Genomic DNA, 25,909 nt, shown 5'->3' on the forward strand with positions numbered 1-25,909 from the left:
CCGGAACCCACGCGGCGCCGCCAAATTGTCATTAGCCGAACGCAATCCGGCCCAGCCGCGCTCACACTCTGGCGGCGTAGTAGTGGCGCACCGGGACCGTCGTCCCGGCATCGCGGGAGCAGGATCATGGCGTACACGATGATCGCGGAGCGGGAGCACCACAAGATCCGCAAGCAGCGCGAAAGCGCGCTGATCGTGCTGGCGAACGCGCAGGTCATGGAAGCCGAAGGCTGGAAGGTCGTCATCACCGACGAGGACGGCAACAGCCAGCCGCTCGCCGAGTTCGAGGCCAGCATCTCGCAGAAGTTCGCATCCTGGTACAAGCCGAAGTGCCAGCCGCCGCTGCCGACGACGGTACCCGCACCGAACGTGTTCGCACTGCCGCAGGCTGGTGATAGCGAGGCCGAAGCGATCGTGGCGGCCGAGCTTGCCGCCGAAGAGGTCGAGACCGCGACGGCCGAGGTCGATCAAGTCCCCGAGATCGCCGAGGACGATTTCGAAACCGCCGATGACGCCAATGCGGCACCGGTCGAGGCCGCCGAGCACAAGGACAGCACGGTCGAGGCCGAAGCCGAGTTGGCCAGCTAGGGCACAATCCGGAAAGGTCGGAAGCGGCGTTCTGAAAAGATCAGCCGCGAACAAAGAGATAAGATCATGATGCGGTTCCGTGGAGCCGCATCATGACCGGCTGCTGCGGCCGCGCCGCAGCAGCCGTGAGCGTCACTCGCCGCCCTCATAGAACAGTTCGAGCGGCAGCCCGACCTGGGCCTTGCCGATCCATTCCCGCGCGATGATGTTGGACGGCCCCATGGCGATCGCCGCGCGTGCATCGCGGAAGGCGCGCTCGATCGGCCCGCGATGGTAGCCATAGCCGCCGGTCACGGTCAGCGCCGACGACGCCACCTTGTTGGCCACCTCGGCCGCATGCACCTTGAACTCGGTCAGCGGGATCAGGATCTCGCTCTGCGGCCGGCCGGCGCGCCAGAGCTCGTCGAGCTTGTGCGCGAGCTCGATGCGCCAGGGGCGCAGGCTCTCGACCAGCACCTTGGCGGCGCCGAGCTCCTGCCGGATCGCCTGGTAATCCGACAGGCTCTTGTTGCGGTCCTTGTGCACGAATCCGGTCGTGTGCGCGACCGCAGCATTGAGCACGCCGCGCGCCAGCCCCTCCCAGACCGCGCCGAGGCCGATCAAATAGACCGGCGATACGCCGTCATAGATGATCTCCTTGCCCTGCCCTTCCGCGCCGAGCCGATCGCGCTTGGGCACATGCACGTTCTTGTAGCTGATGCCGCCGGAATGATTGGCGCGCACGCCGAGCGCCTCCCACGGCCTTGACTGGATTCCCTCGGCCTTGCCATCGACGATGAAGAAGATGATGTCGGCCTGGTCCTTGGCGCCGGGGGTACGGGTCTGCGCGACGTAGAAGTCGGCCTGGCCCGAGCTGGTCGTGAACGATTTGTCGGCGTTGAGCCGGTAATCCTCGCCGTCGCGCGAGGCCTCGGACAGATTGTACCACCAATGTCCGCCGGTGGCGCGCTCGCTGGTCGAGTACGTCCCGAGCAGCCGGCCATTGTCCGCCTTGAGCCAGCGCTCCTTCTGATCATCGGTACCGAACAGATTGATGGTCTGGGCCGCGCCGACATGCATGACATAGACGAGTCCGGTCGAGGCGTCGGCCTGACCGATACGGTAAGCGGCTTCCGCAAAGTCGACATGGCCGAGCCCGAGCCCGCCGAAGCGCGGATCATTGAGCACGCCGGTCCAGCCGGCTTCGGCAAGGGCCAACAGGTTCTCGCGGGGAAAGCGGCCCTCGCGGTCGTTGCGGTCCGCGTTGGCCTTGATGACATCGGCGACGATGGCGTCAAGTTGACTGTAAGGGCCTTCCTCGATCTTGCGTGCGGCAGTGCTGGTTGCCATGCGGGTCTCCTCTTGGTGTCAGTCAGGCCACGGCCTGGGTGGAATCCGGCGGCGCGGCCGCGCCGCCGAGATAGAGATGCTTGATGTCGGGGCGCTGCCGCAGCTCACGCGTGGCGCCTGTGAGAACGCTGCGGCCGCCCTCCAGGACGATGGCGCGGTCGGCGAACCGCAGCGCCACGGTCGAATTCTGCTCGGCGACCAGGATCGAGAGCCCCTCCTCGCCATTCAGCCGCTTGAGCGCGCGGAAGATGCCTTCGACCACCAGCGGCGCGAGCCCCATTGAGGGCTCATCGAGCACCAGCAGCCGCGGACGCGACATCAATGCGCGGCCGATCGCGGTCATCTGCTGCTCGCCGCCCGAAGTCAGCCCGGCGACCGAGCGGCGATGCCGGGTGAGCTGCGGAAACAGCGCATAGATGCGCTCCAGGTCGGCGCTGATCTCGCCACGCCTTGCATCGCGCCCGATCGCACCGGTGATCAGGTTCTCCTCGACGCTCAGCGATGCAAAACAATGCCGGCCTTCGAGCACCGGCACGAGCCCGGCGCGCACCAGCTGAGCGGCCGATGACGAGGACACGTCCCGGCCGTCGTAAGTGAGATGTCCGCCGGTGATCTGACCGCGCCGCGCCGGCAGCAGCGCCGACACCGCCTGCAGCGTGGTCGACTTGCCGGCGCCGTTGGCGCCGAGCACCGCGACGATCTCGCCGGCCGGAACGGAAAACGACACGTCGCTGACCGCGCGGATCGCCTGGTCATAGGTCGCCGCCAGATGCTCGACCGACAGCAGCACGTCGCTCATGATGGAACTCCTGAACTGCGCAGGGCGCTCACCGAGAGTTGCCTGCAGCCGTCCTTCGAGACGCACGCGGCGTGCTCCTCAGGACCAGGTCTGAATTTGCGGAGCGATCTAAACCCTCATGGTGAGGAGCGCCGCGCGCGGCGCGTCTCGAACCCATGAGGCCCAAATAGTGCGCGGGAGACGGGCTCCCGCGCATGCAGTCTCATTGACCGACAGGGTCATCCCCCGAGGTGCGGATCTTGATGCCGCGTTCCTGCGCATAGGCCGTCGACGACTTCTCGATGATCGGCCGCAGCGCTGCCCAGTCTGGCGAGATCCAGTCTGAGACGACCTTCCACTTGGCGCCGTCCCATTGCTGGAAGGTCACGCGGCCATTGCCCTCGTGATTGTCCCAGGTGACGTTGATCGAGTGGAACAGGCCCTTGGCGCCGAGCGCCTCGACGCGGGCGGGATCGAGAGCGAGATGCTCGAAGCCCCAGCGCACCTCGTCGCCCGTGAGCGTGCGTTTGCCAAACTTCTCCTGCGCGATCCTGACCGCCTCGACATTGAGGATGCCGTTCACGATACCGAGATTGTGGTAGACGCTGCCGATCCGCTTCTTGTCGTCGAGATTGCCTTTGCCGGCGCCGTAGACGGTCTTGATCACCTCCTGCAGCACCGGATATTCGGCGCCGGAGGCCTGGGTGGTGATCGCGACATAGCCCTTGGCGGCGTCGCCGGCCGGGATCACGTCCTCCTCGGAGTTGGACCAGACATTGCCGATGATGTGGTCGACGGGAAAGCCGACCTTCTGCGCCGTCTTCAGCGCCACCGGATTCATCACGCCCCAGCCGCGCAGCACGACATAATCGGCCTTGGCGCGGCGGATCGACAGCCATTGCGATTGCTGCTCATTGCCGGGATGCGGCACCTCGATCTGCTCGAGCTCGAAGCCATATTTGTCCGCGAGCAGCTTGTAGATCGGAATCGTCTCCTTGCCGTAAGGCGAGCCGTGATAGAGCACGACGATCTTCTTGCCCTTGAGCTTCTCGGACCCACCCTCGCGCGTCGCGATGTAATTCACGATGCCTGAGGTCTCGCTGTAGGGATTGAGCAGCAGCGGGAACACGTAGGGGAACACCCGGCCATCGGTGGAATCGGTGCGGCCGTGGTTGATGGTGATCAGCGGCACCTTGTCCTTGCTGATACGGTCGATCATCGCATAGGCGATGCCGACGGAGAGCGGATTCCAGGCCGCCACCCCCGGCCGGCCCTTCAGCCGCTCATAGACTTCGACGCCGCGCTCGACCTCGTATTGGGTCTCGCCCTCGTCCCAGGTCAGCTTGACGCCATTGACGCCGCCGTCACGAATATTGATCAAATTGAGATAGTCGATGAATCCGCCGAAGAAGCCGGTGCCGCCGGCCGCATAGGGACCGACCCGATAGCTCTGCAGCGGAAAGAACTGCTCGTCGGCTTTCGCCGGCAGGCTGGTTGCGAGCCCGAACGCGAGCGCCGCCCCCAAAGATAGCCTCACGGCCAGCTTTGCATGTCGGAATGTCGTCATCATGATCTCCTTCTGATGTTGCTGTTTCAGGTCTGGGATGAACGGAGGCGGCGCAGCACGTTGGCCGCACGGTCGACCAGCGCGATCAGGCCGCGCGGCTCGGCGATCAGGAAGGCGATGATCAGCGCGCCGATGACGATGCGCTGGCTCATCTCCAGCACGCCGGAATCAAACACTTTGCCGAGCACGGCGGCGCCGAGTCGCGACAGCAGCAGCGGAAACACGATGATGAAGGCGGCACCGATGAAGGCGCCGCGCAGCGAGGCCAGCCCGCCGATGATGATGATGAACAGGATCTGGAACGAGCGATCGAGGTTGAACCCGGCCGGCTCGACCGTCCGCAGATAGGCGAACGCCCAGAGCACCCCGGCGACGCCGATCAGGAACGACGAGACCCCGAAGGCGAGCAGCTTGGTGCGCAGTAACGGCACGCCGATGACCCGGGCCGCGATCTCGTGGTCGCGCACCGCGATGAAGTTACGCCCCGTCTGTGACGACAGCAGCCGCGCAGTCAGCACGGTGGCGACCGCGACGATCGTCAACGAGAACACGTAGCGTCCGGTCGCGCTCGTGAAGGTCAGGCTGCCGACGCGAATGACGGGCGCGTCGATCACCCCCGACGCATTGTCGTTCGAGAACCAGCCGAACTTGGTCAGCGCCCACTGCACGAAGAACTGCGCCGCGAGCGTCGAGACCGCGAGATAGAAGCCGCGCAGCCGCAGGCTCGGCAGGCCGAAGATGATTCCGACCGCGGCGGCGATGCCGCCGGCCAACACGATGTCGGCGAGCAGCGGCAATTGCGGCAACCTCAGATTGAGATTATAGGCAGCATAAGCGCCGACCGCGAGGAACGCCGCCGAGCCCAGCGACACCTGACCGGCATAGCCGGTCAGCACGTTGAGCCCGACTGCGGCCAGCGCCAATGCCAGGAATGGCGTTAGCACCGCGTCCATCAGATAGTCGGAGCCGATCAGCGGCACGAGGCCGTAAGCGAGCACCAGCAGCAGCACGATGCCGAGCACATTGGCGTTGAGCAGCGAGGATCGCGCCGGTGTAGGAGCGGCTTCGGAGATCGTCGTCATGACCTACACCCGCTCCACCAGCTTCTGGCCGAACAGCCCCGAGGGCCGCACCAGCAGCAGCGCCAGGGCCACCACATAGGCCGCCCAGGCCTCGATGCCGCCGCCGAAGAACGGTCCGACATAGACCTCCGCCAGTTTCTCGATGGCGCCGATCAGGAGCCCGCCGACGATCGCGCCGGTGATGGAATCGAAGCCGCCGAGCACCAGCACCGGCAACGCCTTCAGCACCACCAGCGACAGCGAGAACTGCACGCCGAGCCGCGCGCCCCACAACAGTCCGGCGACCAGAGCAACAATGCCGGCTGCCGTCCATACCGCCGCCCAGACCCGCGGGAGCCGCAGCCCGACCGCGAGCGCGGCGAACTGATCATCCGCCACGGCGCGGAACGCGAGCCCGGTGCGGGTGTAGCGGAAGAACAGCGTGAACAGCGCCACCAGGCTGCCGGCCACCGCCGCCGCGAACAGGTCGAAGCGGCTGATGAAGACGCCGCCGATGTCGAACGGGATATCGCTGACGCCGATGTCGAGCCCGTGCACCTGCGTGCCCCACAGCAGCTGCGCTGCGCCTTCGATCACGTAAGAGAGGCCGAGGGTGGCCATGAACAGCGTGATCGGCGGCTGGTTGATCAGCGGCCGCAGCACGGTGCGCTCGATGGTGATGCCGAGCGCCACCATGATGGCGAGCGTCGCCAGCAGCGCCAGCGCGAACGGCGTGCCGCGCTCCACAAGGCTGACGAAGGTCAGCGCCGCGAACAGCAGCATCGCGCCTTGCGCGAAATTGAGCACACCGGAGGTCTTGTAGATCAGCACGAAGCCGATCGCGACCAGCGAATACATCACCCCGGAGAGCAGCCCGCCGACCAGCACCTCGATCAGGAATTGATAGTCGAACATCAGCTCGCGAGCTCCGTCTCGTCCTCATGGGCGACGCCGAGATAGGCGTCGATGACCGCCTGGTTGCTGCGGATCTCGGCCGGCGGCCCGTCGGCGATCTTGCGGCCATAGTCCAGCACCGCGATGTGGTCGGACAGCTCCATCACGATGCCGATGTCGTGCTCGATCAGCACGATGGTGGCGCCATAGCGGTCGCGCGCGTTGCGCACATGCTCGGCCAGCTCCCGCTTCTCGCTCAGAGTCACGCCGGCAAAGGGCTCGTCGAGCAGCAGCAGCTTCGGCCGCGCCACCAGCGCGCGCGCCAGCTCGACCCGCTTCTGCAAGCCGTAGGGCAAGGTGCCGGCAATGCGGTCGCTGATATCCTTGAGATGGAGAAAACCGATGACCTCGGCAGCGGCCGCCCGGTTCTCGGCTTCGATCCGGCGTGCCAAGGGCGAGCCGACGAGCTGGCGGATGAAGCCGGCGCGGACGCGATGCGCGAGCCCCATCAGCACGTTGTCGAAGACGGACAGCCCCTTGAACAAAGCAAGGTTCTGGAAGGTGCGGGCGACGCCAAAGCCTGCCAGTTGTGCGGTCGGCACTTGGCTGAACGCCCGATCACCGAACCACACCGCGCCCCGATCCGGGCGATAGAGCCCGCTGACGACGTTGAGCAGCGAGCTCTTGCCGGCCCCGTTCGGGCCGATCACCGCGCGAATCTCGCCCTCCGCGACATCGAGATCGATATCGCGAAGCGCTGTCACCCCCCCGAAGGTCAGCGAGACATTGTTGAGCCGCAGCACCGGACGCGGCGCGCCTGCCATGGCGGAGGCCGACGGGTCATTCGGCTCCGCCGCGAGCACCTGACGCGCCGTCCCTGGAGCCCAGGTCTCCAGCGACAGCAGGTCGAGCGACGAACTGAGTGCGGTCAACAGCATCGCGGTCCGGCCTACTCGGCAGCCTGCACGCGAAGGCCGGCCTTGGCCTCCAGCTCGCGCACCAGCGGGATCACGTGCTTGCCGAAATAGGCGACCTCCTCCTGGAAGTGCAGGAAGCCAAGCAGCACGAGGTCGACGCCGACCTCCTTCAGTGCGACGATGCGCTCGGCAATCTGCCGCGGCGTGCCGATCAGGTTGGTCTTGAAGCCGTCATTGTATTGGACGAGATCCTCGAAGGTCGACTTCGCCCAATTGCCCTCGCGCTCCGGCGACGCCTTGCCGGCATTGGCCACCTCGTGCGCGAAGGCGTGGACGGCCTCGGGATTGGCGTTGTCGATGATTTCCTTGAGCACGGCCTGCGCCTCGGCCTCGGTGTCGCGCGCGATCGCGAACGCGTTGACGCCGATCTTGACCTGGTGATTGTTGGCCTTCGCCTTGGCCCTGATATCGTCGACCTGGGCCTTGATGCCCTCCACCGAGTTGCCGTTGGTGAAGTACCAGTCAGAGACGCGCGAGGCCATGTCGCGGGCGGCACGCGAGCTGCCGCCCTGGAAGATCTCCGGCTGCGGGTCGATCGGCTTCGGCTTCAGCGAGTAGTTCGTGAAACGATAGAAGTCGCCGCGGAGATTGAAGTTGTCCTCGGTCCAGATGCCCCGGAGCGCACGGATGAACTCCTCCGAGCGGCGATAGCGCTCATCGTGATCCAGCCAGGGCTCGCCGATCGCGGCGAACTCGCCGCGGAACCAGCCGCTGACGATGTTCACCGCAACGCGCCCCTGGGTGAGATGATTGATGGTGGCGATCTGCTTGGCGACGACCGCCGGATGCCACGGTCCGGGCAGGATCGCGGCGATCACCTTCAGCTTCGTCGTCGCTTCGAGCAGCGCATGGCTGAACGACACCGATTCATGTTGATATTCGGCGCCATAGCCAGCCGTGAAACGGATCTGGCTCAGCGCGTAGTCGAACCCGCTCTCCTCGGCGATCTGTGCCAGCCGCTTGTTGTAGCCGATATCCCAGCTCGTCCGCTGCTCGATGTTGGAGATCACCAATCCGCCCGAAACGTTGGGCACCCAATAGGCGAACTTGATGGACGAATCCTTGGCCGTCATTGTTATCCTCGCTAGTCCTCGTGGTCGTGAATACTTCTGCCGCCGCCAACAGGACGACAGCGAGCCTTTGCGCCGCCAGCTGGCAGCACATTGCGGATTGCATTTGCGATATCGAGATGATCAGCAGGCAGCGCCTGCCGATGTCGCGGTCATCAGCACCGCGACTGCCGCATCAGACGATCAACAGAGCCATGTGCTGGTGGCACGGAACTGGCCGCCATCCGTGAGTGCAGCCGCATCTTGGCAGTTGCAGAGATCATTGCCGATCATGCACGTCCCCTCTGTCAATCACCATCGATCGACCCGCAAAGTGTCGCAGAGAAGCGATAACGCAGCGAGTCCAAGACCGTCTCTTTTTGAAAGGGGAGGTAAAACCGTCTTCCGTAATTTTGCGGGCCGCGGACAATTTGTGCTTTCGATCGTCCTCAGTTCCGCCGGCTAGAACATCTTGAGTTCGACGAACTAATAAGTGCGCAGGATGGTCGCGAGTATTTGTCGTTTCTGCAAGCGAGCAGTCGCTCGCGAAGAATGACTTCACTGCCCGTCGGGCAAATCAGGCGACTTTGTTGCATCATACGAGCACATTCAAAGGTTGAAACGACCAGATTGCCCATGCGCACGAAAACGATTTTCCCCCGACGCATCAGGCTGATTTGGCCTGTCCAGTCGCACGGGGAAAAATTTTCCGCTTTTCCAAAGTGAGCTTTGCTGGTTTCCTCAATCCATCTCCCGCTCGCATGAGGGGCGTATCGCGGTCGTCACGGACGTCGAGCGGGAGGAGCGGTGGACGCGATGGCAGCGGAGCGCAGCTTGCGCCGACGAACGCCGTTGTCGCGTACGGTCAAGTCGCGTGGTCCTGGCATCCCGACGCTGATGCCGCGCTGATGTGTGAGCATCATGCGCACTACGGTGACCAGAAAGCCCGGCGCACCGGGGAGCACGCGAAGCAGCCGTTAAGGCCATCGCGCGGGGATGCCGGTTGCCCGGCTGAACCTGTGGTGACTGCCGCCTGCTTTTTTTCTGCAGGCGGGCCATGGGTTGCGGCCAGCAGCCCGGCATTCCCCGCGCCCTCACCTGCTTCGAGGGCATCACCGATGGGTCACTCGGACGCGACAGCGCCGCGAGAGCGTGAGGCCATGCGCCGATTGGCCGGTCCATCCGGACGATGACGCCGAGCAAGCGGGCGCGACCAATGCAAGAGACCGCGCAATGCTCTCACAGCAGCTTCGCATTGACGAACAGCGTGCGCACCGCGTTGGTGGCCTGCACCGTCATGATCGCATTGTCGGCGGCCGCCTGCAGCGAGGCCATGGCCTGGTCGTGCAGCGACTTGAACTCCATCCATTCGACGGCGTTGAGACTGGTGAGAAACTGATGAGCCTGCCCGACGGTCGAAATCACGAACGGCTTCCCGTTCACCCTGATGTTGAAGGTGGTGCGCAGACGCGTTTCCGAGCTTGCGGGATCATTCATGGGGACCTTCCGGAAGATACGACGGGCGTCACCGCCGAAATCGCGCCGAGGCCCAGCAACCAAGCGTCACTCGGTCTTTTGCGCGGTTCGCGTCGGGGTGCCAGCCTCGAGCCCGACGACGACGACGAGTCGGTTGAACTCGCCCTCATCATACGCCTTCAGGAAGCGATCGTAATTCTTGATCGAGACGCAGCCGTTGGAATCCCCCTCGGGACCCAGCATATAAGGGTGGGTCAGCAATCCGCTCCGGCCGAGGGTCGTTCCCTCCACCACGTTCATGCGCAGGGCGCGCACGCCGTGAAACGGCTTTTCGCGTGGCTTGAGCTCGTAAGTGGCCGGCGGCGTCGCGCCGATCATGCGCTGATTGACGTGCTCAGGGTCGTCGCGCAGGCTGCCCATGCCGGAATGGGCTTCGAGCCCGATGCCGGAGGGCAGATAGACCATCTTGGCCTTGATGTCGTACACGGCGGTCTTTTCGTAGCCGAGCGCACCAAGATCGATGCCGGAGCGAACGACACCGCTGTCCGGCCCGAGCGAGGCGTATTTGGTCGGGCTCGGCAGCAGGTCGGACAGGCGCTGCAGAATCGAGCGATCATCGACACGTCCCGTGGTCTCGGCGGGCGCGGCCGATGCAAGATTGACCGGCATGTCGGCGGTAGACGGCCGCGGCCGGGGCAGCGGCACGCCGGGCGCCGGCAGCGCAACCGTGGTGCCTTCCGTGAGCTTCGGCCGCCATTCGCCGCCATTGAGGTCGCGCCCGTTCGGGTCCCGCGATTCCATGCCTTTCACCAGCGCGGCCCGCGCATCCAGCAACTGGCGATCGATTCCGCGCAAAGCGAAGCGGTCGAGCGCGCGCAGGGCGTCCTTCTCGGAATAGGCGGTCGCCGACGCAGAGACCGGCGCGAAACGTGTCTCGAAGGTGGTGGATGGCGGCTCGGGCGCCGACAGCGCCGCAGTCGTCAGCGGGGCCGGATCGCTGCTGTCGCTGCCGACCCAAACGGCCGCACCGCCGGCAACCGCCAGCGCGGCAAGCACCAGCGCGATCGCTTCGGAGTGCCCGAAGCGGCCACGCAACAACAGCACCTCTACGCTCGCTTCACTGGAAGCCATCACGTCCCCGATATACGCCCCCTTCGGACTACAAGCGGAAGTAGCCGACCCCAAGGGGTACGATTCGACCCGTCATGACATAGGATGGCAAGAGTGCGGCATAATCTAGACAAAGACCAGCCCGCATTGATCCGGCATGGCAGCCGAGCAAAGCGGGAAAAGCGCCTCGCCCAAGCTGCCTTATTGAAAAATATCTATATATTTCAATTAGATGGAGGCATCCATGAACGCGGATTGCCATGATCTCAACCGATTTATCGAGGCGCAGACTCCGATTTATTCCCACGTGACCGCCGAACTTGCCGCCGGTCGCAAGCAAAGCCACTGGATGTGGTTCATCTTTCCCCAGGTGGACGGGTTGGGGACCTCGGCCATGGCCCAACGCTATGCCATTCGGTCCCGCGCGGAGGCGGAGGCCTATCTGGCGCACCCTTTGCTCGGCAGCCGTCTCGTCGAATGCACCCGGCTGGTGCTCGCCGTCCCCGGCAAGTCGCTCTGCGACATTCTCGGCACGCCTGACGACGCCAAGTTTCGCTCCTGCATGACGCTGTGCGATGCGATTCGTCCGCAAGCGGATTTCGGCGCCGCACTCGACCGCCACTGCGATGGCGCGCGTGATCCCGCCACCCTGGCCTTTTTGCAGCGCGGCACCGCCTGACGTCTTGGCGGCGCAGCGATTCACACCGGCGTCATCGGTAGCATGCTGATGAGTTCAGCGTCCGGCGAGCTGGATTTCAGGTGATAGCCGAACACGAAACTTGATCGCGCCCAGATTTGCGGCTCCCATCCGCCGCATTGTTTGTCCCAAGGAGACACGCTCATGAGGAAGTTTTTTCTGATTGCCGCGCTCACGACCTTCGCCGCCGGCTCTGCTTTCGCCCAGGACAGCTGCGAGACCAAGGCCATGGGCAAGGATGGCAAGCCGCTCGCCGGAGCCGCCAAGACCTCGTTCATGAAGAAGTGCATGGCCGACAGCTGCGCAGCCAAGGCGGTCGGCTCCGATGGCAAGAAGCTCGCCGGCGCGGCCAAGACCAGCTTCATGAAGAAGTGCGAGGCCGGCACCTGAACTGGGCTTAGCCGATGACACGGCGGCCTCGCCACCAGGCGGGGCCGATGATCGGCAGGGGGAGTTCCATCGGCGCTGGGCGTATCGGCAGGCGCGATTGACATGTTACAACGTCGCGTAACCCTCACATCGAGTTGCCAATGCCGTGCCGCGTTGAGAACCGCCTGCTCTGCCTTCATCCGCATTCAGGCGAGGCGGTCGCGACGTGACATCCTTCGAGATCGCCGCGCTCCAGCAACGGATTCAGGAGCTGGAAAGCGAGAATGCCCGACTGCAGGCGCTGTTCACCGCCGACGCCGGTCGCCGCGCCCGCGCCGAAACGGCGCTCGCCGAGAGTGAGGAGCGTTACCGGACGCTGTTCAACTCGATCGATGAAGGCTTCTGCATCATCGAGTTCTTCGACGGCCCGCACGGCCCGCTGAGCGACTACATCCATATCGAGGCCAATCCGGCCTATGCGCTGCACGCGGGCATCCCGAACGTGGTCGGCCAGAAGGTCCGGGAGATGGTGCCGAACGAGGCTGACGGCTGGGTCGAGCTGTATGGCGACGTCTTGCGCAGCGGCGCGCCGATCCGGTTCGAGCGCGAGCTGGTCGCGACCGGGCGGCACCTGGAGCTGGCCGCGTTCCGGGTCGAGCCTGCGACGCGACGCCAAGTCGCGGTGCTGTTCCAGGACATCACCGCGCGCAAGCGCGCCGAGGCGGCACTGCAGGAGATCAATGACACGCTGGAAGCGCGCGTCGTCGCAGCGCTCGCCGAGCGCAAGCTGCTTGCCGACATCGTCGAAGGCACCAACGCCTTCGTCCAGGTGGTCGACATGCAATTCCGGCTGATCGCGATCAACGGCGCAGCCGTGCAGGAATTCGAACGCATCTTCGACGTTCGGCCCAAGGTCGGCGATCACCTGCTGGAGCTGTTCCAGGACCTTCCGGAGCATCGATCGGCCGTTCGGGCCGTGTGGTCGCGGGCATTGGCCGGCGAGGAATTCGTCGCGGTCGACGAATTCGGCGATGTCAGCCGCAACCGACGCTTTTACGAGATGCGCTTCTCGGTGCTGCGCGACGCCACCGGCGAGCAGATCGGCGCCTATCAATTCGCCTACGACGTCACCGACCGGCTGCGCGAGCAGGCGCGGCTGCGTGAGGCCGAGGAGGCGCTGCGCCAATCGCAGAAGATGGAGGCGGTCGGACAGCTGACCGGCGGCATTGCGCATGACTTCAACAATCTGCTGACCGGCATCATGGGCTCGCTCGAGATGCTGCAGACCCGTCTGCGCCAGGGCCGTTTCTCGGACGTCGACCGTTACGTCGCGGCGGCCCAGGGCGCCTCCAAGCGTGCCGCCGCGCTCACGCACCGACTGCTGGCCTTCTCCCGCCGCCAGACGCTGGATCCCAAGCCGACCGACGTCAACCGGCTGGCGATGGGCATGGAGGAGCTGGTGCGCCGCACCGTCGGCCCGCAGATCACGCTCGAAGTGGTGACCGCCGCCGGACTGTGGCCGGCACTGATCGATTCGCCCCAGCTCGAAAGCGCTCTGCTGAACCTCTGCATCAATGCGCGCGACGCGATGCCTGAGGGAGGCCGGATCACCATCGAAACCGCCAACAAATGGCTGGACGATCGCGCCGCCCGCGAACGCGATCTGCCGCCGGGCCAGTACATCTCGCTCTGCGTGACGGATACGGGAACCGGCATGACGCCCGACGTGATCGAACATGCTTTCGATCCGTTCTTCACGACCAAGCCGATCGGTCAAGGCACCGGCCTCGGCCTCTCGATGGTCTACGGCTTCGCGCGCCAGTCGGGCGGCCAGGTGCGGATCTATTCCGAACTGGGTGAAGGCACCACGATGTGTCTTTATTTTCCCCGCCATTATGTCGGCGAGGCCGAGCCTGCCGATCCCGACCAGCGCGGAGCTCCGATGGCGTCGTCCACGGGACAGACCATCCTGGTCGTGGACGATGAGCCGACCATACGCATGCTCGTCATGGAGGTGCTCGATGAGCGCGGCTATGCCGTCATCGAGGCCAAGGACGGCCCAACAGGGCTCGCGGCTCTGCAGTCCAACGCGCGGATCGATCTGCTGATCACCGATGTCGGCCTGCCCGGGGGTATGAACGGCCGTCAGCTTGCGGACGCGGCGCGTGCCACGCGGCCCGGCCTCAAGATCCTGTTCATCACGGGCTATGCCGAAAACGCGATCCTGAGTAGCGGCCAACTCGCTCCGGGCATGCAGGTGCTGACAAAGCCTTTCGATGTCGAAGCACTGGCCGGCCGCGTCACCGAGATGGTGGAGGGGTAAGGAGAGGAGAGCCGCGACGGTATTGAACCCGAGGGAACTCGGAGCACACCACTGCATGCCGCCCCGCATCGACGGGCCCATGCGAGATGACCATGCTGACTGCCTCCGCCCTGCTCTGGACCCGCATCGCCGCCGACATCTTCGGCTTTCTGGCCCTGAATTCCGGCTACGGCCTCTGGCTCCAGCGCAAGAAGACCAGCGGCGGGCGCCACTGGCCGGTCGTCGAAGGCGAGGTCGTAGCGTCCGAGGTGTCTCTCGCGGCGACACATCGGTCGGCTGACGACACCGACGCCAAGCCCGACATCCGCTACCGCTACGAGGTGCTCGGGACGAGCTACGAGGGTCATCGCATCCGCTTCGGCAGCCCGAGCCACGTCACCCGCCTGCAGGCCGAGGAGCTTACCGGCAGATATCCGAAAGGCGCGAAGGTTCGCGTCTTCTACGATCCAAAGCGCCCGTCGCAGTCGGTGCTCGAGCCGGCCGATGCCAGCGGCACGGCTGCGCTGGCGGCGCTTTTCATCGTGATGTGCGCCGTCACCGCGGTGCTCGTGGCGCATTCGCTCGCTGGCAAGGTGTTGACGACGGAGGCTGGCGTGCCGCTGTTCGCCTTCCTGCTGCCGTTCGCCCTGCTGGGCTTCGGCGCCGTCGCCCTCGCCTCCTATTGGAAGCTTCGTCAGGAGAGCATGGCGAGCCGGTCCTGGCCGACCACGCCGGGGCGGATCACGCGCTCGGGCGTGACGGTGGAGATCACGCGGCGGGAGAACGACCGCGGGCGTGAGGTCGAGGAGGAACGCTTCCGCGTCACCATTGACTACAGCTATGCCGTCGGCGGCCGCAGCTTCCACAGCATGCATTGGAACTGGGGCTGGACCGCACTGTATCCGGACAGGTCAAGCGCCGAAGCCATCGCCGCCCAATACCCGGTCAACAGCGACGTCACGGTCTTCTACGATCCGACCCGGCCCGAGACGGCCGTGCTCGATCCAACCAACAAGAGCGGCGTCGCCGCTCCGCTCTGGGTCGGTCTCTTTCTGATCGCGATCGGCGCGCTGTTCCTGTTCATCTTCACCCACGTCCAAATGAGCTAGTTGCATGAGCCCCCGCCTCGCATCCCGTCATCATGACTGCGGCACCGCACCGAAGAGCATTGGGCGGCTTGCGATGCTGACGGTGCTCACGACGCTGTGGCTGGCGCCCGCCGCCGCTGTTCAACCGGATACGGTCTACTTCCCGAGCGCCGATGGCCGCGCCGAACTGACCGGCTATCTGTTCAAGCCGCAGGGCACAGGACCATTTCCTGCAATCGTCATGCTCCATGGCCGGGGCGGCCCCTACTCGTCCAACGTCAACGCGGACTGCACGCTGGTCTCGCGCGCGGTACCGGCATCGCCATGCAATGCCGTCACACTGTCGAAACGGCACGTGATGTGGGGCAACTACTGGGCCGAGCACGGCTACCTCGCGCTATTGCCCGACAGCTTCGGTCCACGCGGCAAGGCGCACGGCTTCGGCCGCGGTACCCATGACGATCCGGATCGGGCCGACGTCAACGAGAGGACCGTGCGGCCGCTCGATGCCGAGGGGGCGCTCGCCTATCTGCGCCAGCGCAGGGACGTCGTGCCAGATCGCATCGTGCTGCAGGGCTGGTCCAACGGCGGCAGCACGGCATTGAACGTGCTGCTGCGACAGGGTCTGGCGTCAACCGGCTTCCGCGGCGCGCTGATCTTCTATCCGGGCTGTGGCGAGAACTCGCTGCTGGGCCCGACGCTCAGAAGCCATGTCCCGGTCCAGCTGTTCCTTGCCGCCGACGACGAGGAGGTCTCGCCTGCGCTCTGCAGCGCCATGGCCGAGCGCTCGCGGCAGGTGGGCACGGCGATCGATACAACGATTTATCCCGGCGCGAGCCACGGCTTCGACGAACCGTCGGCGAGCCGTCAGTCGGTCGCCGGCAACGGCTCGGCGATGGACGACACGCTCCGGCGCGCCGCTCCGCTCGTCGTCGAGTGGCTGAAGCGATGACCGGCCGTTGCCACCACGCGATCAGCTGCGCAGGCCCGGCGCCTCGTGGCCGCTGCGGGCGACATATTCGGTGTAGCCGCCACCATATTGATGCAGGCCATCCGGCGTCAATTCGAGCACGCGATTGGACAGTGCGGCGAGGAAATGTCGATCGTGCGAGACGAACAGCATCGTGCCTTCGAAGCTCGACAGCGCCGCGATCAGCATCTCCTTGGTCGCCATGTCCAGATGGTTGGTCGGCTCGTCCAGCACCAGAAAGTTCGGCGGATCATACAGCATCTTGGCCATCACCAGCCGCGCCTTCTCGCCGCCCGACAACACCCGGCAGCGCTTCTCCACATCGTCGCCGGAGAAGCCGAAACAGCCGGCCAGCGCGCGCAGCGAGCCTTGGCCAGCCTGCGGGAACGAATGCTCCAGCGATTCGAACACGGTCTCGTCGCCGTCGAGCAGATCCATCGCATGCTGCGCGAAATAGCCCATCTTGACGCTGCCGCCGATCGTCACCGAGCCGTCGTCGGGCTCGGCGGTCCCCGCGACCAGCTTCAGCAACGTCGATTTGCCGGCGCCGTTGACCCCCATGACGCACCAGCGCTCCCTGCGCCGGATCATGAAATCCAGCCCCTCATAGATGCGGCGGCTGCCGTAGCTCTTGGACACCTTCTTCAGCGCGACGACGTCCTCGCCCGAGCGCGGCGCCGGCAGGAAGTCGAACGCCACGGTCTGGCGGCGCTTCGGCGGCTCGACGCGCTCGATCTTGTCGAGCTTCTTGACCCGGCTCTGCACCTGCGCCGCATGCGACGCCCGCGCCTTGAAGCGCTCGATGAACTTGATCTCCTTGGCGAGCATCGCCTGCTGGCGCTCATATTGCGCCTGTTGCTGCTTCTCGTTCAGCGCCCGCTGCTGCTCGTAGAAATCGTAGTCCCCGGAATAGGTCGTGAGCTGGCCGGCGTCGATCTCGATGACCTTGTTGATGATGCGGTTGATGAACTCGCGATCGTGCGAGGTCATCAGCAGCGCCCCCTCATAACCCTTCAGGAAGTGCTCCAGCCAGATCAGGCTCTCGAGATCGAGATGGTTGGACGGCTCGTCGAGCAGCATGACGTCGGGGCGCATCAGAAGGATGCGGGCCAGCGCGACACGCATCTTCCAGCCGCCGGACAACAGGCCGACATCCTTGTCCATCATCTCCTCGGAGAAGCCGAGGCCGGCCAGCGCCTCGCGGGCGCGGCTGTCGAGCGCATAGCCGTCGAGCTCCTCGAACCGCGCCAGCACCTCGCCATAACGCGCGATGATCTCGTCCATCTCGTCGGCGCGGTCCGGATCGGCCATGGCCGCCTCAAGCTCCTTGAGCTCGGCCGCGACCGCCGACACCGGCCCTGCTCCGTCCATGACCTCCGCCACGGCGCTGCGGCCGCTCATCTCGCCGACGTCCTGGTTGAAATAGCCGATCGAGACGCCACGATCGATCGAGACCTGACCTTCGTCCGGCTGCTCACGGCCCGAGATCATCCGGAACAGCGTCGTCTTGCCGGCCCCGTTCGGGCCCACCAGCCCGATCTTCTCGCCGCGCTGGAGCGCGGCGGAGGCCTCGATGAACAGAATCTGGTGGCCGACTTGCTTGCTGACGTTGTCGAGGCGGATCATGAGGGCTCAGGCGGTGGACGGGTTGCCGCCGCTCTTAGTCGATGCGCGCCGCGGGTGGAAGGCGCAATTTTGCACCGCAACTCACGCCCCAAGCGGGCCCGGTCAGCGGCCCTGCGGCCGGAAATCCTGGTTGCCGAACGGCTTCTCGGTCGGGATGCGGATGGCGACATAGCCGCGATCCATCGACGCGTGGCACGCATTGCAGCCCGAGGTCAGCTCGGTCACCGCCGAGGCGAAGCGCTTGCCGTCCTTGGCGGTGATCGCATCGGAGATCGACTGGATCGGCTGGCTCAAGGTGGTCACATTGTCCACCGGCAGACCCGAATAGAAGGCGGCCGCATCCGAGAGGCTCTGCTTGAGCTGCGCCAGCTCGTAGCCCGCAAGATCCCAGTTCTTGGCCTGCCCGGCGAACCACAGCTTGGCGTGCCTCACCTGGACGAGATTCATGATGTCGCCGAGCCGCGGCAAATATTGCTCGGCACCGGACGCCGCCGGCATGACGGCCAGCGACACGGCCGCGCCGGCCAGCACGATGCCAGCCAACCATTTGCGATTATTCATTCGACACTCCGCTTCCCAGATCCGCGTCTCCGCCATCCAGCAGACATACCGTCCCCGTCCGGACCCGGACTTGCGTTTGATCAAGACGGACGACGAACGCACGCCACCGACGAAGTGCCTTCACAAACGAATGATCCGCCGGAGCGGCTGCTCCGGCGGATCATCATGTCAGCCCCTGCCCCGGGGTGTTGTGGTCGGCGTCTTAGGCCGCGGCTTTCGCGCCGGTCGGAACCGTCGAGATCGTCTTCAGGACCTGAGACGCGATCTGGTAGGGGTCGCCCTGGGAGTTCGGACGGCGGTCTTCCAGATAGCCCTTGTAGCCGTTGTTCACGAAGGAATGCGGCACGCGGATCGAGGCGCCGCGGTCGGCCACACCCCAGCTGAAGGTGTCGATCGACGCGGTCTCGTGCTTACCGGTCAGACGCATGTGGTTGTCCGGACCGTACACGGCGATGTGGTCGGCGCGGGCCTCCTTGAAAGCGTCCATGAGCTTCTCGAAGTACTCCTTGCCGCCGACTTCGCGCATGTACTTGGTCGAGAAGTTGCAGTGCATGCCCGAGCCGTTCCAATCGGTGTCGCCGAGCGGCTTGCAGTGGAACTCGATGTCGATGCCGTACTTCTCGGTGAGACGCAGCATCAGGTAGCGGGCCATCCACATCTGGTCAGCAGCCGTGCGCGAGCCCTTGCCGAACACCTGGAATTCCCACTGGCCCTTTGCCACCTCGGCGTTGATGCCTTCGTGGTTGATGCCGGCCGCGAGGCACAGGTCGAGATGCTCTTCGACGATCTTGCGGGCGACGTCGCCGACGTTCTTGAAGCCGACGCCGGTGTAGTACGGACCCTGCGGAGCCGGATAGCCATACTCCGGGAAGCCGAGCGGACGGCCGTCCTTGTAGAAGAAGTACTCCTGCTCGAAGCCGAACCACGCGTCCGGATCGTCGAGGATGGTGGCGCGGGCGTTCGACGGATGCGGGGTCTTGCCGTCCGGCATCATCACTTCGCACATCACCAGCACGCCGTTGGTGCGGGCGGCATCGGGATACACGGCGACCGGCTTCAGCACGCAGTCGGAGCTATGGCCTTCGGCCTGCATCGTCGACGAGCCGTCGAAGCCCCAAAGAGGCAGCTGTTCCAGGGTCGGGAACGAGGAAAATTCCTTGATCTGTGTCTTGCCGCGCAAATTCGGCACCGGCTTGTAGCCGTCGAGCCAGATATACTCGAGCTTGTATTTCGTCATTGAGCCTCTCTGTCTTATCGAAAGGTGGGAGCCCAGCAATCGAAGGCACCCCGCTTACCCGGCCACGATCGGCCAGCGCTCTCTTAAGCACGGAACGTGCCAAGTCCTGCGGCGTCCCGTCGCACGCACCGGGGCTCATCCGGACACCGCGCCCCCCGACTTTCACACCCCAAAGGTGCGGCAAAGCGGCGCGGCCGGGATTGCACGGAGTGCATGGCGACAAGAACAGCGCGTCAAAAACACGCTTGATTCCTTGGCATTTGCGGCAATGCGAAAAACAGGGCGACCAAGGCATCAGCAAGCCCGGGACATTTTCGAAAAGAAGTCGCGCTCCTCCCGCAACCTTTGATCCGGCCCAAGCGTTAGTCACCTGCCCGTTGCTTCGCACGGGGCAAATGCTGAAATGCCCTCGAAATGCGCAACATGTGATTTCATTTTGATCATATTGCATTCTCCAAGGCAGCGCCGATATCGAGACTGGTAACCACAAGAGAACGAGTCGGGCGCACCATCATCCGTGGTCCGATGGAAAGGAGACTGAGGAATGGACACGAACGTGAACGAGGGATCCGCAAGGATCTATCAATTCCCACGCGGAGGACGGGCCGGTCTCGCGCCTCGGCATCCTGCAATCGCATCTGCCCGGCAGGTCGCTCCGGCCTTGCAGCCCTCGATCTACAGCGGCAGCTGGTATCACGACGAGGCGATCCAGGAAGCCAAACCGGCGTGGGACCGCTGATGTCAGACGATGCCGTGACGCAATTGCGCCTTTGCTAAAGGGTCGGACCGACGAGGTTCCGGCCCTTTTGCTTCATGGCTCCCACGCGATGCGATGCCCGCCCCTTGTGAGCGGCGGATCTTGCCCCGAACGCACGCAAGGACGTTCCCCCACGAAGCGCCATCTTCTATCGTAAGCGCATGCTCGATCCGAATCGCCGCCATCTCGGCCTGCAAGGGGCCAGCAATTTCAGGGATCTCGGCGGTTATCCCAGCAGCCATGGCCGGCATGTGCGCTGGCGACAGCTGTTTCGGTCAAACCATCTCGGTCAGTTGACGACATCCGATACCGCCGTCCTGCGTCAGCTCGGCATTCGCACGGCGTTCGATTTCCGCGGTCGCGACGAGCGTTTGGCCGGCCTGTGCGCGCTCGACGACATCGCCGTGCACTCATTGTCGATCGAGCCGAGTGTCGTCCCGGCGTTACGGGCCCGGGCCATGGCAGGACGGCTCAACGCCGAGGATGCGCTCGGCCTGATGCGGGACTCCTACCGCAACTACATCCGCAATCACACGCCGCGCTTTCGGACGCTGTTCGATCACCTGCTGCGGGACACCGCGCCCCTCGTGATCCATTGCACGGCGGGCAAGGACCGCACCGGCGTCGCCTGCGCGCTGCTGCTGCACGCACTCGAAGTCCCCGAGGATGTGATCTTCGAAGATTACCTGCTCACGAACCAGTTCTACCGGCGCGATAGCGCAGTTCGGCCGGATCTGCCCGAGGAGATCCTGCAGGCCATCAGAACGGTGCAGGCGTCATTTCTGACGGCGGCGTTCGACGCCATTCGCGATGATCATGGCGGTCTCGAACACTATCTGCGCGACGGGCTCGGTCTCGGCGCTGCAGAGCGCAGGGCCCTGCAGGATCGCTATCTCACGCGTTGAGCTGCTCAGTTCGGCAGTTTCGCGCGCTGGATCGAGACCACGCGCGCCGCTGCGGACGATCTGACGGTCTTGACCATCAGCTCAAGACGGAAGCCGAGCGCCGCCTCCTCACTCTTCGGAAAGAACAGGATCGCCGCGAAGGAGAGATGCCCACCGGAATCGAGCTTCACCGGCAGATCTTCGCGGACACGAAACACCCGCCCCTTGGCTGCGCCGCCAGCGGCCTGGCTGACAGCTCGCTCGACGAGATCGCGCAGGTCCAGCGACACCACGTCGCCGTCGCCAATGCCATGGAAGCGCAAGGACTCGGTTTCCCAGCGGCTGTTCTCGACCTCCACCACGGCGCGGCTGTCGGGCGACCAGGCGGCAATCAGGTCACGGCGGTTGGCCCGCATCTCGCCGGAGGCCCAATAGGTGCTGCCGAGCGTCCCCAGCACTGCACCATCCGGAAGTCTGATCAGGACGTTTTCGACGGCGCCGGACGGCTCGGACGCTCCGGACGGCAATCCTTTGGGCGTCCGCCAGCCGAAGGCAAGCTTGCCCGAGGGGGCAATGGTTTCGGGGAACACGCGGATCGCCCCCTGGCCTGTGCCACAGATGAAGCTCTGATGTTGATCAGGCACACAGGGTGCCTCAGCTCCAGCCGCGACCGCGGTCGTGCTCGCAGCGGCGATGATGCCGATAACCGCAATGCTTGCGCCAATTCGATTCATGCGTCTGATGTTAGCGGCATTGCGCCCGCAAGCGCAGCTCGGCATTGTCGTCTGCATGGACGATTGACGGCTACGGCCCAGGGGACATCGTCGTAGATCGGGCTGCGCCGCTCGCGGCAGCCTCGGTCTCAGGCGGCCTCGATATCCGCCGTCTCAGCGGCTTCCATCGCGTCGAGATCGGCAATGACCTCCTCGAATGCGGAAATCGCCTGCTGCACCGCTGCAATCTGCATCAACTCCCAGCCGGTGACCGGACCGGCACGGTTCTGCAAGGCGACCACGAGATCCCGCCGCTGTTCCTTCAGCTGCACCAGCGGCAAACCATGGTCCGGCAGATGTCTCATCATGACAAAGCTCCAACGCCCCTCAGGCGGCATAAGACGACGCTAGCCTCTCACCCTGGCGATCCTCTTACGAAAGTCCGACAAATTTTATCGATCAGGCCCGCGGTGCCCACGGCTTCGGCAAGTGCCCGGATGACATGGGCGGTCACGCATTCGCTCACGAGCCGATCGTCATCATCGTCATCGAATGGCTCACACTCAGATGCAATTCCATCCCGCGGGCCGCGCAGCCATTGCAACTCGTCGGCGTGGCAATAGTATAAAAGCCGGGCACGCGGGGCGAATGGAGACCAGGGGACGGAATGAACGGAGCAGTGATTGTCATTACGGGCGCGCAGGGGGCGCTAGGGCGGAGCGTTGCCGATCTCGCTCTGGCGCGGGGCGCGCACGTGGCCGGAATCGATCATGCCCAGGCAGAAATCCCAGCCAGCGACGACCGCATCGAACTCGGAGGGGTCGACCTGTCCGATCCCGAACAGGCGAAGGTCGCAATCGACTCGGTCGCGGCCCATTTCGGCACTCTGGATGCCCTGATCAACATCGCCGGCGCATTTGCGTTCGAGAATGCAGCCGATGGCGACGATACGGTCTGGGACAAGATGCATGCGCGCAATCTCATGACGGCGCTGCATGCCTCGCGCGCTGCGATCCCGCATCTGGTGCGTTCCAGCACCGGCCGCATCGTCAATATCGGCGCGATGGGCGCGCTGCAGGCCGGCGCCGGCATGGGCCCCTACGCTGCCTCCAAATCCGGTGTGCATCGCCTGACCGAGGCGCTCGCATCGGAGTGGAAAGGCAAGATCACCGTCAATGCCGTGCTGCCTTCGACCATCGACACGCCGGCCAATCGCGCCAGCATGCCGAAGGCCGATTTCGACAAATGGGTGACGCCGCAGGAACTCGCGGAAGTGATTCTGTTTCTTGCAAGCGACGCCGCGAGCGGCGTGACCGGCGCGCTGATACCGGTGGTTGGCCGCATGTAGGCGCAGCGCCGTCCATCAATCGCTGGCTTGGCGCTGACATCGCGCGACTCGTCGCGCTAGACTCGCGCCTTGAGTCGCACGCAGGGATACTCCCTTGGAAACCGCGCTGTATCTGCCCGTGAAACGGTTCCTCGAAAACCTCGGCTTTACAGCCAAAGGGGAGATCGGCGGCTGTGACGTGGTCGCGCTGAAGGGCGACGAGCCGCCACTGGTGGTGATCTGCGAGTTGAAGCAGTCTTTTAATCTGGAGCTGCTGCTGCAGGCCGTCGATCGCGCCGGCGCCTGCGATGAGGTCTGGGTTGCGGCCAGACTGTCGGCGCGTGGCAAAGGCCGCGAAAGCGATGCCCGCTACCGCAACCTTTGCCGGCGGCTCGGCTTCGGCATGCTCGCGGTAACCTCCAGCGGTCAGGTCGAGGTGCTGGTGCAACCGCCCACGACTGCACCGCGGAAAAACCTCAAGAAGAGATCGCGGCTGGTGAGCGAGCATCAGCGGCGCAAAGGAGATCCGGTGGCCGGCGGCTCGACTCGCGCACCGGTGATGACCGCCTATCGCCAGCAGGCGCTGGCCTGCGCCTCCGCACTGTCGGGCGGCCCGAAGCGTGTGCGAGAGCTTCGTGCCGACATCCCAGACGCACCGAAGATCCTTCAGCGTAACGTCTATGGCTGGTTCGACCGCGCCGAGCGCGGGGTCTACGCTCTCACGCCAGCCGGGCATGCAGCCTTGCGCCGCTGGCCCCAGAATATCCACATCACGGAGGCCGCGTTGCCCGATCGCGACATGGTGAACGCATAACTGGGCTGCCGTGCAGATTTCATATTGCAATGCAACAAAGCTGCTTCTAGGTATCCCGGACGATTCACGAGGCCCCCATGAGCGAAGATTGGAACACCAAGTACGGTCCGCGTCGCGTCAGGCGTGATCCTCCGACCTTGGAGGAGGCGATCTTCGCTGCGTCCGGCATCACGGATGATGTCCAGGCCCAGGCCGAGATCGCATCAGCCCTGATGGGACTCCCGCTCGAGCAGGTACTGCCTGAGGTGAAGAAAGCCAGTCGGGTTGCTGCGCGGACCAATACACGCGTGATTACCGCCGACCAAGGCACCCAGCAGCGCGCCGTCGTGGTGGAACGCCGCACCGTGCGCCGTTTCAACTTCGACAAGCGCACCGGCACCTGATCGGACGACTCTGTCGCCCGCGCGAGCGCGCGACAGGCCGGCTCACAAATCCCAAAGACCCTTCTCAAACGACAAGAGCGCAGCGGCACCGCCGTTGCGCTCTTGTCGTTGTGCAAGCTTGTGAGTTCAAGCCGCGCGCTGGTCGCCATACATGCGCGTGACCAGCTTCCAGCAGGCGCGGTTGAGGTTGAAGAAGGCACGTGCCGCTGCGATCGGCGCCTCGATCACGAGCTTCGTCAATTCGTCCTGCGGCTGCTGCTCCAGATCGATCGTGCCCGTCGACTCCCCATGGCGGAACGCCAGGTGGGCCCCGAACTTGGCCGCCAAGGCCCGCATCGCGTGGTTCTGCGCTCCGGTCGTGACCCGCAGCTGGCGGTAGCCCTTCCAGCGCGCCTCCGAGATCACGCGCTGAAACAGCAGGCTGCCAACACCGCGACGGCGCACGCAGGATTCCACGCTGAACGCAATCTCCGGGAGCCCGTCTTCCGACTGCTCCGGCGGATGCATCTCGGCCGCACCGCGGACCATGCCGTTTTCCATATAGGCGACAACGATCGTGCCGTCAGCCGCACAGCGGGCCGCATAGCGTTCGATGAAACTGTCATCGAGGAAGCCGTTGAATCGATCGTGCCGGCTCTCAGGATCGAGCCGCAACAGATGATCGCGCAGCAGCGGCAGTTCCTCGTGCTGGCTGAGCGTCCGCACATAGCCGAAGCCCGGCCGCGGACGAAAACTATCTAACTGTGACACTGCCAAGACTCCTCTTCGAAGCCCTCGTGCACAAGCGTCTTCCCTAGACAGCGGCTATATTGTGCATCGCAACATTCATTGCAAGCCCCGTGCTCTACGGAGGGAACATGCGGCCATGCGCGCACCGCGTGAGTTAACAACTCGTTTGTGTACGAATCAATCGAGCACGAGCTGGGTCTGGGTGACGACCGCCACCAGCCGGCCTTCGGCGGTCTCGATCCGGGTTTGCCATACCTGGGTGCGGCGCCCGCGATGCACCGGGGTCGCAATCGCCGTGATGACCGTCCCCTCCTTGGCGCCGCCGATGAAATTGGTCTTGCTCTCGATCGTCGTGGTGCCTTTGGCATCGTCGGGAAGGTTGATGACAGTGGCGGCAGCCCCCACCGAATCGGCCAGCGCCATGACGGCGCCGCCGTGAACGGTATGATGCAACGTACACAGATCGGCCCTGACCCGCATCGTCGCCACCACCCGATCCGCGCCGGCTTCGGTGAACGTGACACCCTTCAGTTCCGCGAACGGCATCTTCAGCGCATTGATCTTGTCCAGCGGTGTCATGCCGTTCTCCTCCTGATCGGACACGGGTCTGCCTCCGTCAGAGC

General features: G+C 64.7%; 28 protein-coding genes. 12 read left to right on the forward strand and 16 right to left on the reverse strand.

What is annotated here, in order from left to right; translation table 11 throughout:
- Nucleotides 1-126: 126 nt before the first annotated feature.
- Complete coding sequence (locus HL671_RS17040) at nucleotides 127-588, forward strand: hypothetical protein (protein WP_172237082.1); 462 nt, start codon at nucleotides 127-129, stop codon at nucleotides 586-588.
- Nucleotides 589-720: 132 nt separating this feature from the next.
- Here the strand turns inward: HL671_RS17040 and HL671_RS17045 are convergent, their stop codons facing one another.
- The 7 genes from HL671_RS17045 to sfnG all read right to left on the reverse strand — a co-directional run bounded on the left by HL671_RS17045 (nucleotide 721) and on the right by sfnG (nucleotide 8,267).
- Complete coding sequence (locus HL671_RS17045) at nucleotides 721-1,917, reverse strand: acyl-CoA dehydrogenase family protein (protein WP_012044342.1); 1,197 nt, start codon at nucleotides 1,915-1,917, stop codon at nucleotides 721-723.
- 22 nt (nucleotides 1,918-1,939) lie between these two features.
- Nucleotides 1,940-2,716 carry an ABC transporter ATP-binding protein gene (locus tag HL671_RS17050; RefSeq protein ID WP_172237083.1) on the reverse strand — a complete coding sequence of 259 codons (777 nt, stop codon included), beginning with the start codon at nucleotides 2,714-2,716 and terminating at the stop codon, nucleotides 1,940-1,942.
- Nucleotides 2,717-2,918: 202 nt separating this feature from the next.
- The gene (locus HL671_RS17055) at nucleotides 2,919-4,262 is read right to left on the reverse strand and encodes an ABC transporter substrate-binding protein (RefSeq protein ID WP_012044344.1); all 1,344 of its coding nucleotides are present in this window, start codon (nucleotides 4,260-4,262) and stop codon (nucleotides 2,919-2,921) included.
- Between the two features lie 26 nt (nucleotides 4,263-4,288).
- Nucleotides 4,289-5,344, reverse strand: a complete 1,056-nt coding sequence (locus HL671_RS17060; protein ID WP_172237084.1) for a branched-chain amino acid ABC transporter permease — start codon at nucleotides 5,342-5,344, stop codon at nucleotides 4,289-4,291.
- A 3-nt stretch (nucleotides 5,345-5,347) separates the two neighbouring features.
- The gene (locus HL671_RS17065; RefSeq protein ID WP_012044346.1) at nucleotides 5,348-6,238 is read right to left on the reverse strand and encodes a branched-chain amino acid ABC transporter permease; all 891 of its coding nucleotides are present in this window, start codon (nucleotides 6,236-6,238) and stop codon (nucleotides 5,348-5,350) included.
- Nucleotides 6,238-7,155, reverse strand: coding sequence for an ABC transporter ATP-binding protein (locus HL671_RS17070; protein WP_172237085.1), 918 nt, complete (start codon nucleotides 7,153-7,155; stop codon nucleotides 6,238-6,240). The genes HL671_RS17065 and HL671_RS17070 overlap by 1 nt, the downstream gene beginning before the upstream one ends.
- 11 nt (nucleotides 7,156-7,166) lie before the next feature.
- Nucleotides 7,167-8,267 (reverse strand): dimethylsulfone monooxygenase SfnG, encoded by a 1,101-nt coding sequence (gene sfnG, locus HL671_RS17075; RefSeq protein ID WP_012044348.1) that lies wholly within the window; start codon nucleotides 8,265-8,267, stop codon nucleotides 7,167-7,169.
- On the opposite strand from sfnG, the gene HL671_RS17080 reads away from it, so the two are divergent.
- Complete coding sequence (locus HL671_RS17080) at nucleotides 8,245-8,709, forward strand: hypothetical protein (RefSeq protein ID WP_148221482.1); 465 nt, start codon at nucleotides 8,245-8,247, stop codon at nucleotides 8,707-8,709. The two genes, sfnG and HL671_RS17080, sit on opposite strands and share 23 nt — an antisense overlap.
- Before the next feature lie 773 nt (nucleotides 8,710-9,482).
- Here the strand turns inward: HL671_RS17080 and HL671_RS17085 are convergent.
- Entirely contained in the window at nucleotides 9,483-9,740 is a 258-nt protein-coding gene (locus tag HL671_RS17085) for a hypothetical protein (protein WP_012044349.1), read from the reverse strand.
- A 66-nt stretch (nucleotides 9,741-9,806) separates the two neighbouring features.
- Nucleotides 9,807-10,850, reverse strand: a complete 1,044-nt coding sequence (locus HL671_RS17090) for a DUF2778 domain-containing protein (protein ID WP_012044350.1) — start codon at nucleotides 10,848-10,850, stop codon at nucleotides 9,807-9,809.
- 223 nt (nucleotides 10,851-11,073) lie between these two features.
- Here HL671_RS17090 and HL671_RS17095 point away from each other — a divergent pair, with 223 nt between their 5' ends.
- The 5 genes from HL671_RS17095 to HL671_RS17115 all read left to right on the forward strand — a co-directional run bounded on the left by HL671_RS17095 (nucleotide 11,074) and on the right by HL671_RS17115 (nucleotide 16,237).
- Complete coding sequence (locus tag HL671_RS17095) at nucleotides 11,074-11,508, forward strand: DUF1810 domain-containing protein (RefSeq protein WP_172237131.1); 435 nt, start codon at nucleotides 11,074-11,076, stop codon at nucleotides 11,506-11,508.
- A gap of 162 nt (nucleotides 11,509-11,670) precedes the next feature.
- Nucleotides 11,671-11,916 carry a hypothetical protein gene (locus HL671_RS17100; RefSeq protein ID WP_012044352.1) on the forward strand — a complete coding sequence of 82 codons (246 nt, stop codon included), beginning with the start codon at nucleotides 11,671-11,673 and terminating at the stop codon, nucleotides 11,914-11,916.
- A 205-nt stretch (nucleotides 11,917-12,121) separates the two neighbouring features.
- A complete protein-coding gene (locus HL671_RS17105; protein WP_172237086.1) occupies nucleotides 12,122-14,218 on the forward strand; it encodes an ATP-binding protein in 2,097 nt (698 codons plus the stop codon).
- A 92-nt stretch (nucleotides 14,219-14,310) separates the two neighbouring features.
- Nucleotides 14,311-15,306 (forward strand): DUF3592 domain-containing protein, encoded by a 996-nt coding sequence (locus tag HL671_RS17110; protein WP_172237087.1) that lies wholly within the window; start codon nucleotides 14,311-14,313, stop codon nucleotides 15,304-15,306.
- 4 nt (nucleotides 15,307-15,310) lie between these two features.
- Nucleotides 15,311-16,237, forward strand: a complete 927-nt coding sequence (locus HL671_RS17115) for a dienelactone hydrolase family protein (protein WP_172237088.1) — start codon at nucleotides 15,311-15,313, stop codon at nucleotides 16,235-16,237.
- Nucleotides 16,238-16,258: 21 nt separating this feature from the next.
- On the opposite strand, the gene HL671_RS17120 is transcribed toward HL671_RS17115, so the two are convergent.
- From HL671_RS17120 to HL671_RS17130, 3 genes are all read right to left on the reverse strand, one after another.
- Entirely contained in the window at nucleotides 16,259-17,881 is a 1,623-nt protein-coding gene (locus HL671_RS17120; RefSeq protein ID WP_172237089.1) for an ABC-F family ATP-binding cassette domain-containing protein, read from the reverse strand.
- Between the two features lie 102 nt (nucleotides 17,882-17,983).
- Nucleotides 17,984-18,442, reverse strand: coding sequence for a hypothetical protein (locus HL671_RS17125; protein WP_012044356.1), 459 nt, complete (start codon nucleotides 18,440-18,442; stop codon nucleotides 17,984-17,986).
- A gap of 202 nt (nucleotides 18,443-18,644) precedes the next feature.
- Nucleotides 18,645-19,679 (reverse strand): glutamine synthetase beta-grasp domain-containing protein, encoded by a 1,035-nt coding sequence (locus HL671_RS17130; protein ID WP_041750787.1) that lies wholly within the window; start codon nucleotides 19,677-19,679, stop codon nucleotides 18,645-18,647.
- 544 nt (nucleotides 19,680-20,223) lie between these two features.
- Here HL671_RS17130 and HL671_RS17135 point away from each other — a divergent pair.
- Complete coding sequence (locus HL671_RS17135; RefSeq protein ID WP_012044358.1) at nucleotides 20,224-20,418, forward strand: DUF2735 domain-containing protein; 195 nt, start codon at nucleotides 20,224-20,226, stop codon at nucleotides 20,416-20,418.
- A gap of 179 nt (nucleotides 20,419-20,597) precedes the next feature.
- The gene (locus tag HL671_RS17140; protein ID WP_012044359.1) at nucleotides 20,598-21,341 is read left to right on the forward strand and encodes a tyrosine-protein phosphatase; all 744 of its coding nucleotides are present in this window, start codon (nucleotides 20,598-20,600) and stop codon (nucleotides 21,339-21,341) included.
- A 5-nt stretch (nucleotides 21,342-21,346) separates the two neighbouring features.
- On the opposite strand, the gene HL671_RS17145 is transcribed toward HL671_RS17140, so the two are convergent.
- Together HL671_RS17145 and HL671_RS17150 are read right to left on the reverse strand one after the other, a co-directional pair.
- Nucleotides 21,347-21,964: a hypothetical protein gene (locus tag HL671_RS17145; protein WP_307769002.1), complete on the reverse strand. Its 618-nt coding sequence runs from the start codon at nucleotides 21,962-21,964 to the stop codon at nucleotides 21,347-21,349.
- A gap of 218 nt (nucleotides 21,965-22,182) precedes the next feature.
- Nucleotides 22,183-22,401, reverse strand: coding sequence for a hypothetical protein (locus tag HL671_RS17150; RefSeq protein ID WP_012044361.1), 219 nt, complete (start codon nucleotides 22,399-22,401; stop codon nucleotides 22,183-22,185).
- Between the two features lie 299 nt (nucleotides 22,402-22,700).
- On the opposite strand from HL671_RS17150, the gene HL671_RS17155 reads away from it, so the two are divergent.
- The 3 genes from HL671_RS17155 (at nucleotide 22,701) to HL671_RS17165 (ending at nucleotide 24,557) form a co-directional block, all read left to right on the forward strand.
- On the forward strand, nucleotides 22,701-23,381 hold the full coding sequence (locus HL671_RS17155; RefSeq protein ID WP_172237090.1) for an SDR family oxidoreductase: 681 nt from the start codon (nucleotides 22,701-22,703) through the stop codon (nucleotides 23,379-23,381).
- A gap of 94 nt (nucleotides 23,382-23,475) precedes the next feature.
- Nucleotides 23,476-24,174, forward strand: coding sequence for a DUF2161 domain-containing phosphodiesterase (locus HL671_RS17160; RefSeq protein ID WP_172237091.1), 699 nt, complete (start codon nucleotides 23,476-23,478; stop codon nucleotides 24,172-24,174).
- 77 nt (nucleotides 24,175-24,251) lie between these two features.
- Nucleotides 24,252-24,557: a hypothetical protein gene (locus tag HL671_RS17165; protein ID WP_012043968.1), complete on the forward strand. Its 306-nt coding sequence runs from the start codon at nucleotides 24,252-24,254 to the stop codon at nucleotides 24,555-24,557.
- Nucleotides 24,558-24,683: 126 nt separating this feature from the next.
- Here HL671_RS17165 and HL671_RS17170 read toward each other — a convergent pair whose 3' ends face one another.
- Both HL671_RS17170 and HL671_RS17175 read right to left on the reverse strand, forming a co-directional pair.
- Nucleotides 24,684-25,307: a GNAT family N-acetyltransferase gene (locus HL671_RS17170; protein WP_172237092.1), complete on the reverse strand. Its 624-nt coding sequence runs from the start codon at nucleotides 25,305-25,307 to the stop codon at nucleotides 24,684-24,686.
- Between the two features lie 156 nt (nucleotides 25,308-25,463).
- Nucleotides 25,464-25,865: a PaaI family thioesterase gene (locus tag HL671_RS17175; RefSeq protein WP_172237133.1), complete on the reverse strand. Its 402-nt coding sequence runs from the start codon at nucleotides 25,863-25,865 to the stop codon at nucleotides 25,464-25,466.
- Between the last annotated feature and the right edge of the window lie 44 nt (nucleotides 25,866-25,909).

It is taken from the genome of Bradyrhizobium denitrificans (assembly GCF_013179005.1).
Taxonomy (GTDB): Bacteria; Pseudomonadota; Alphaproteobacteria; order Rhizobiales; family Xanthobacteraceae; genus Bradyrhizobium; species Bradyrhizobium denitrificans.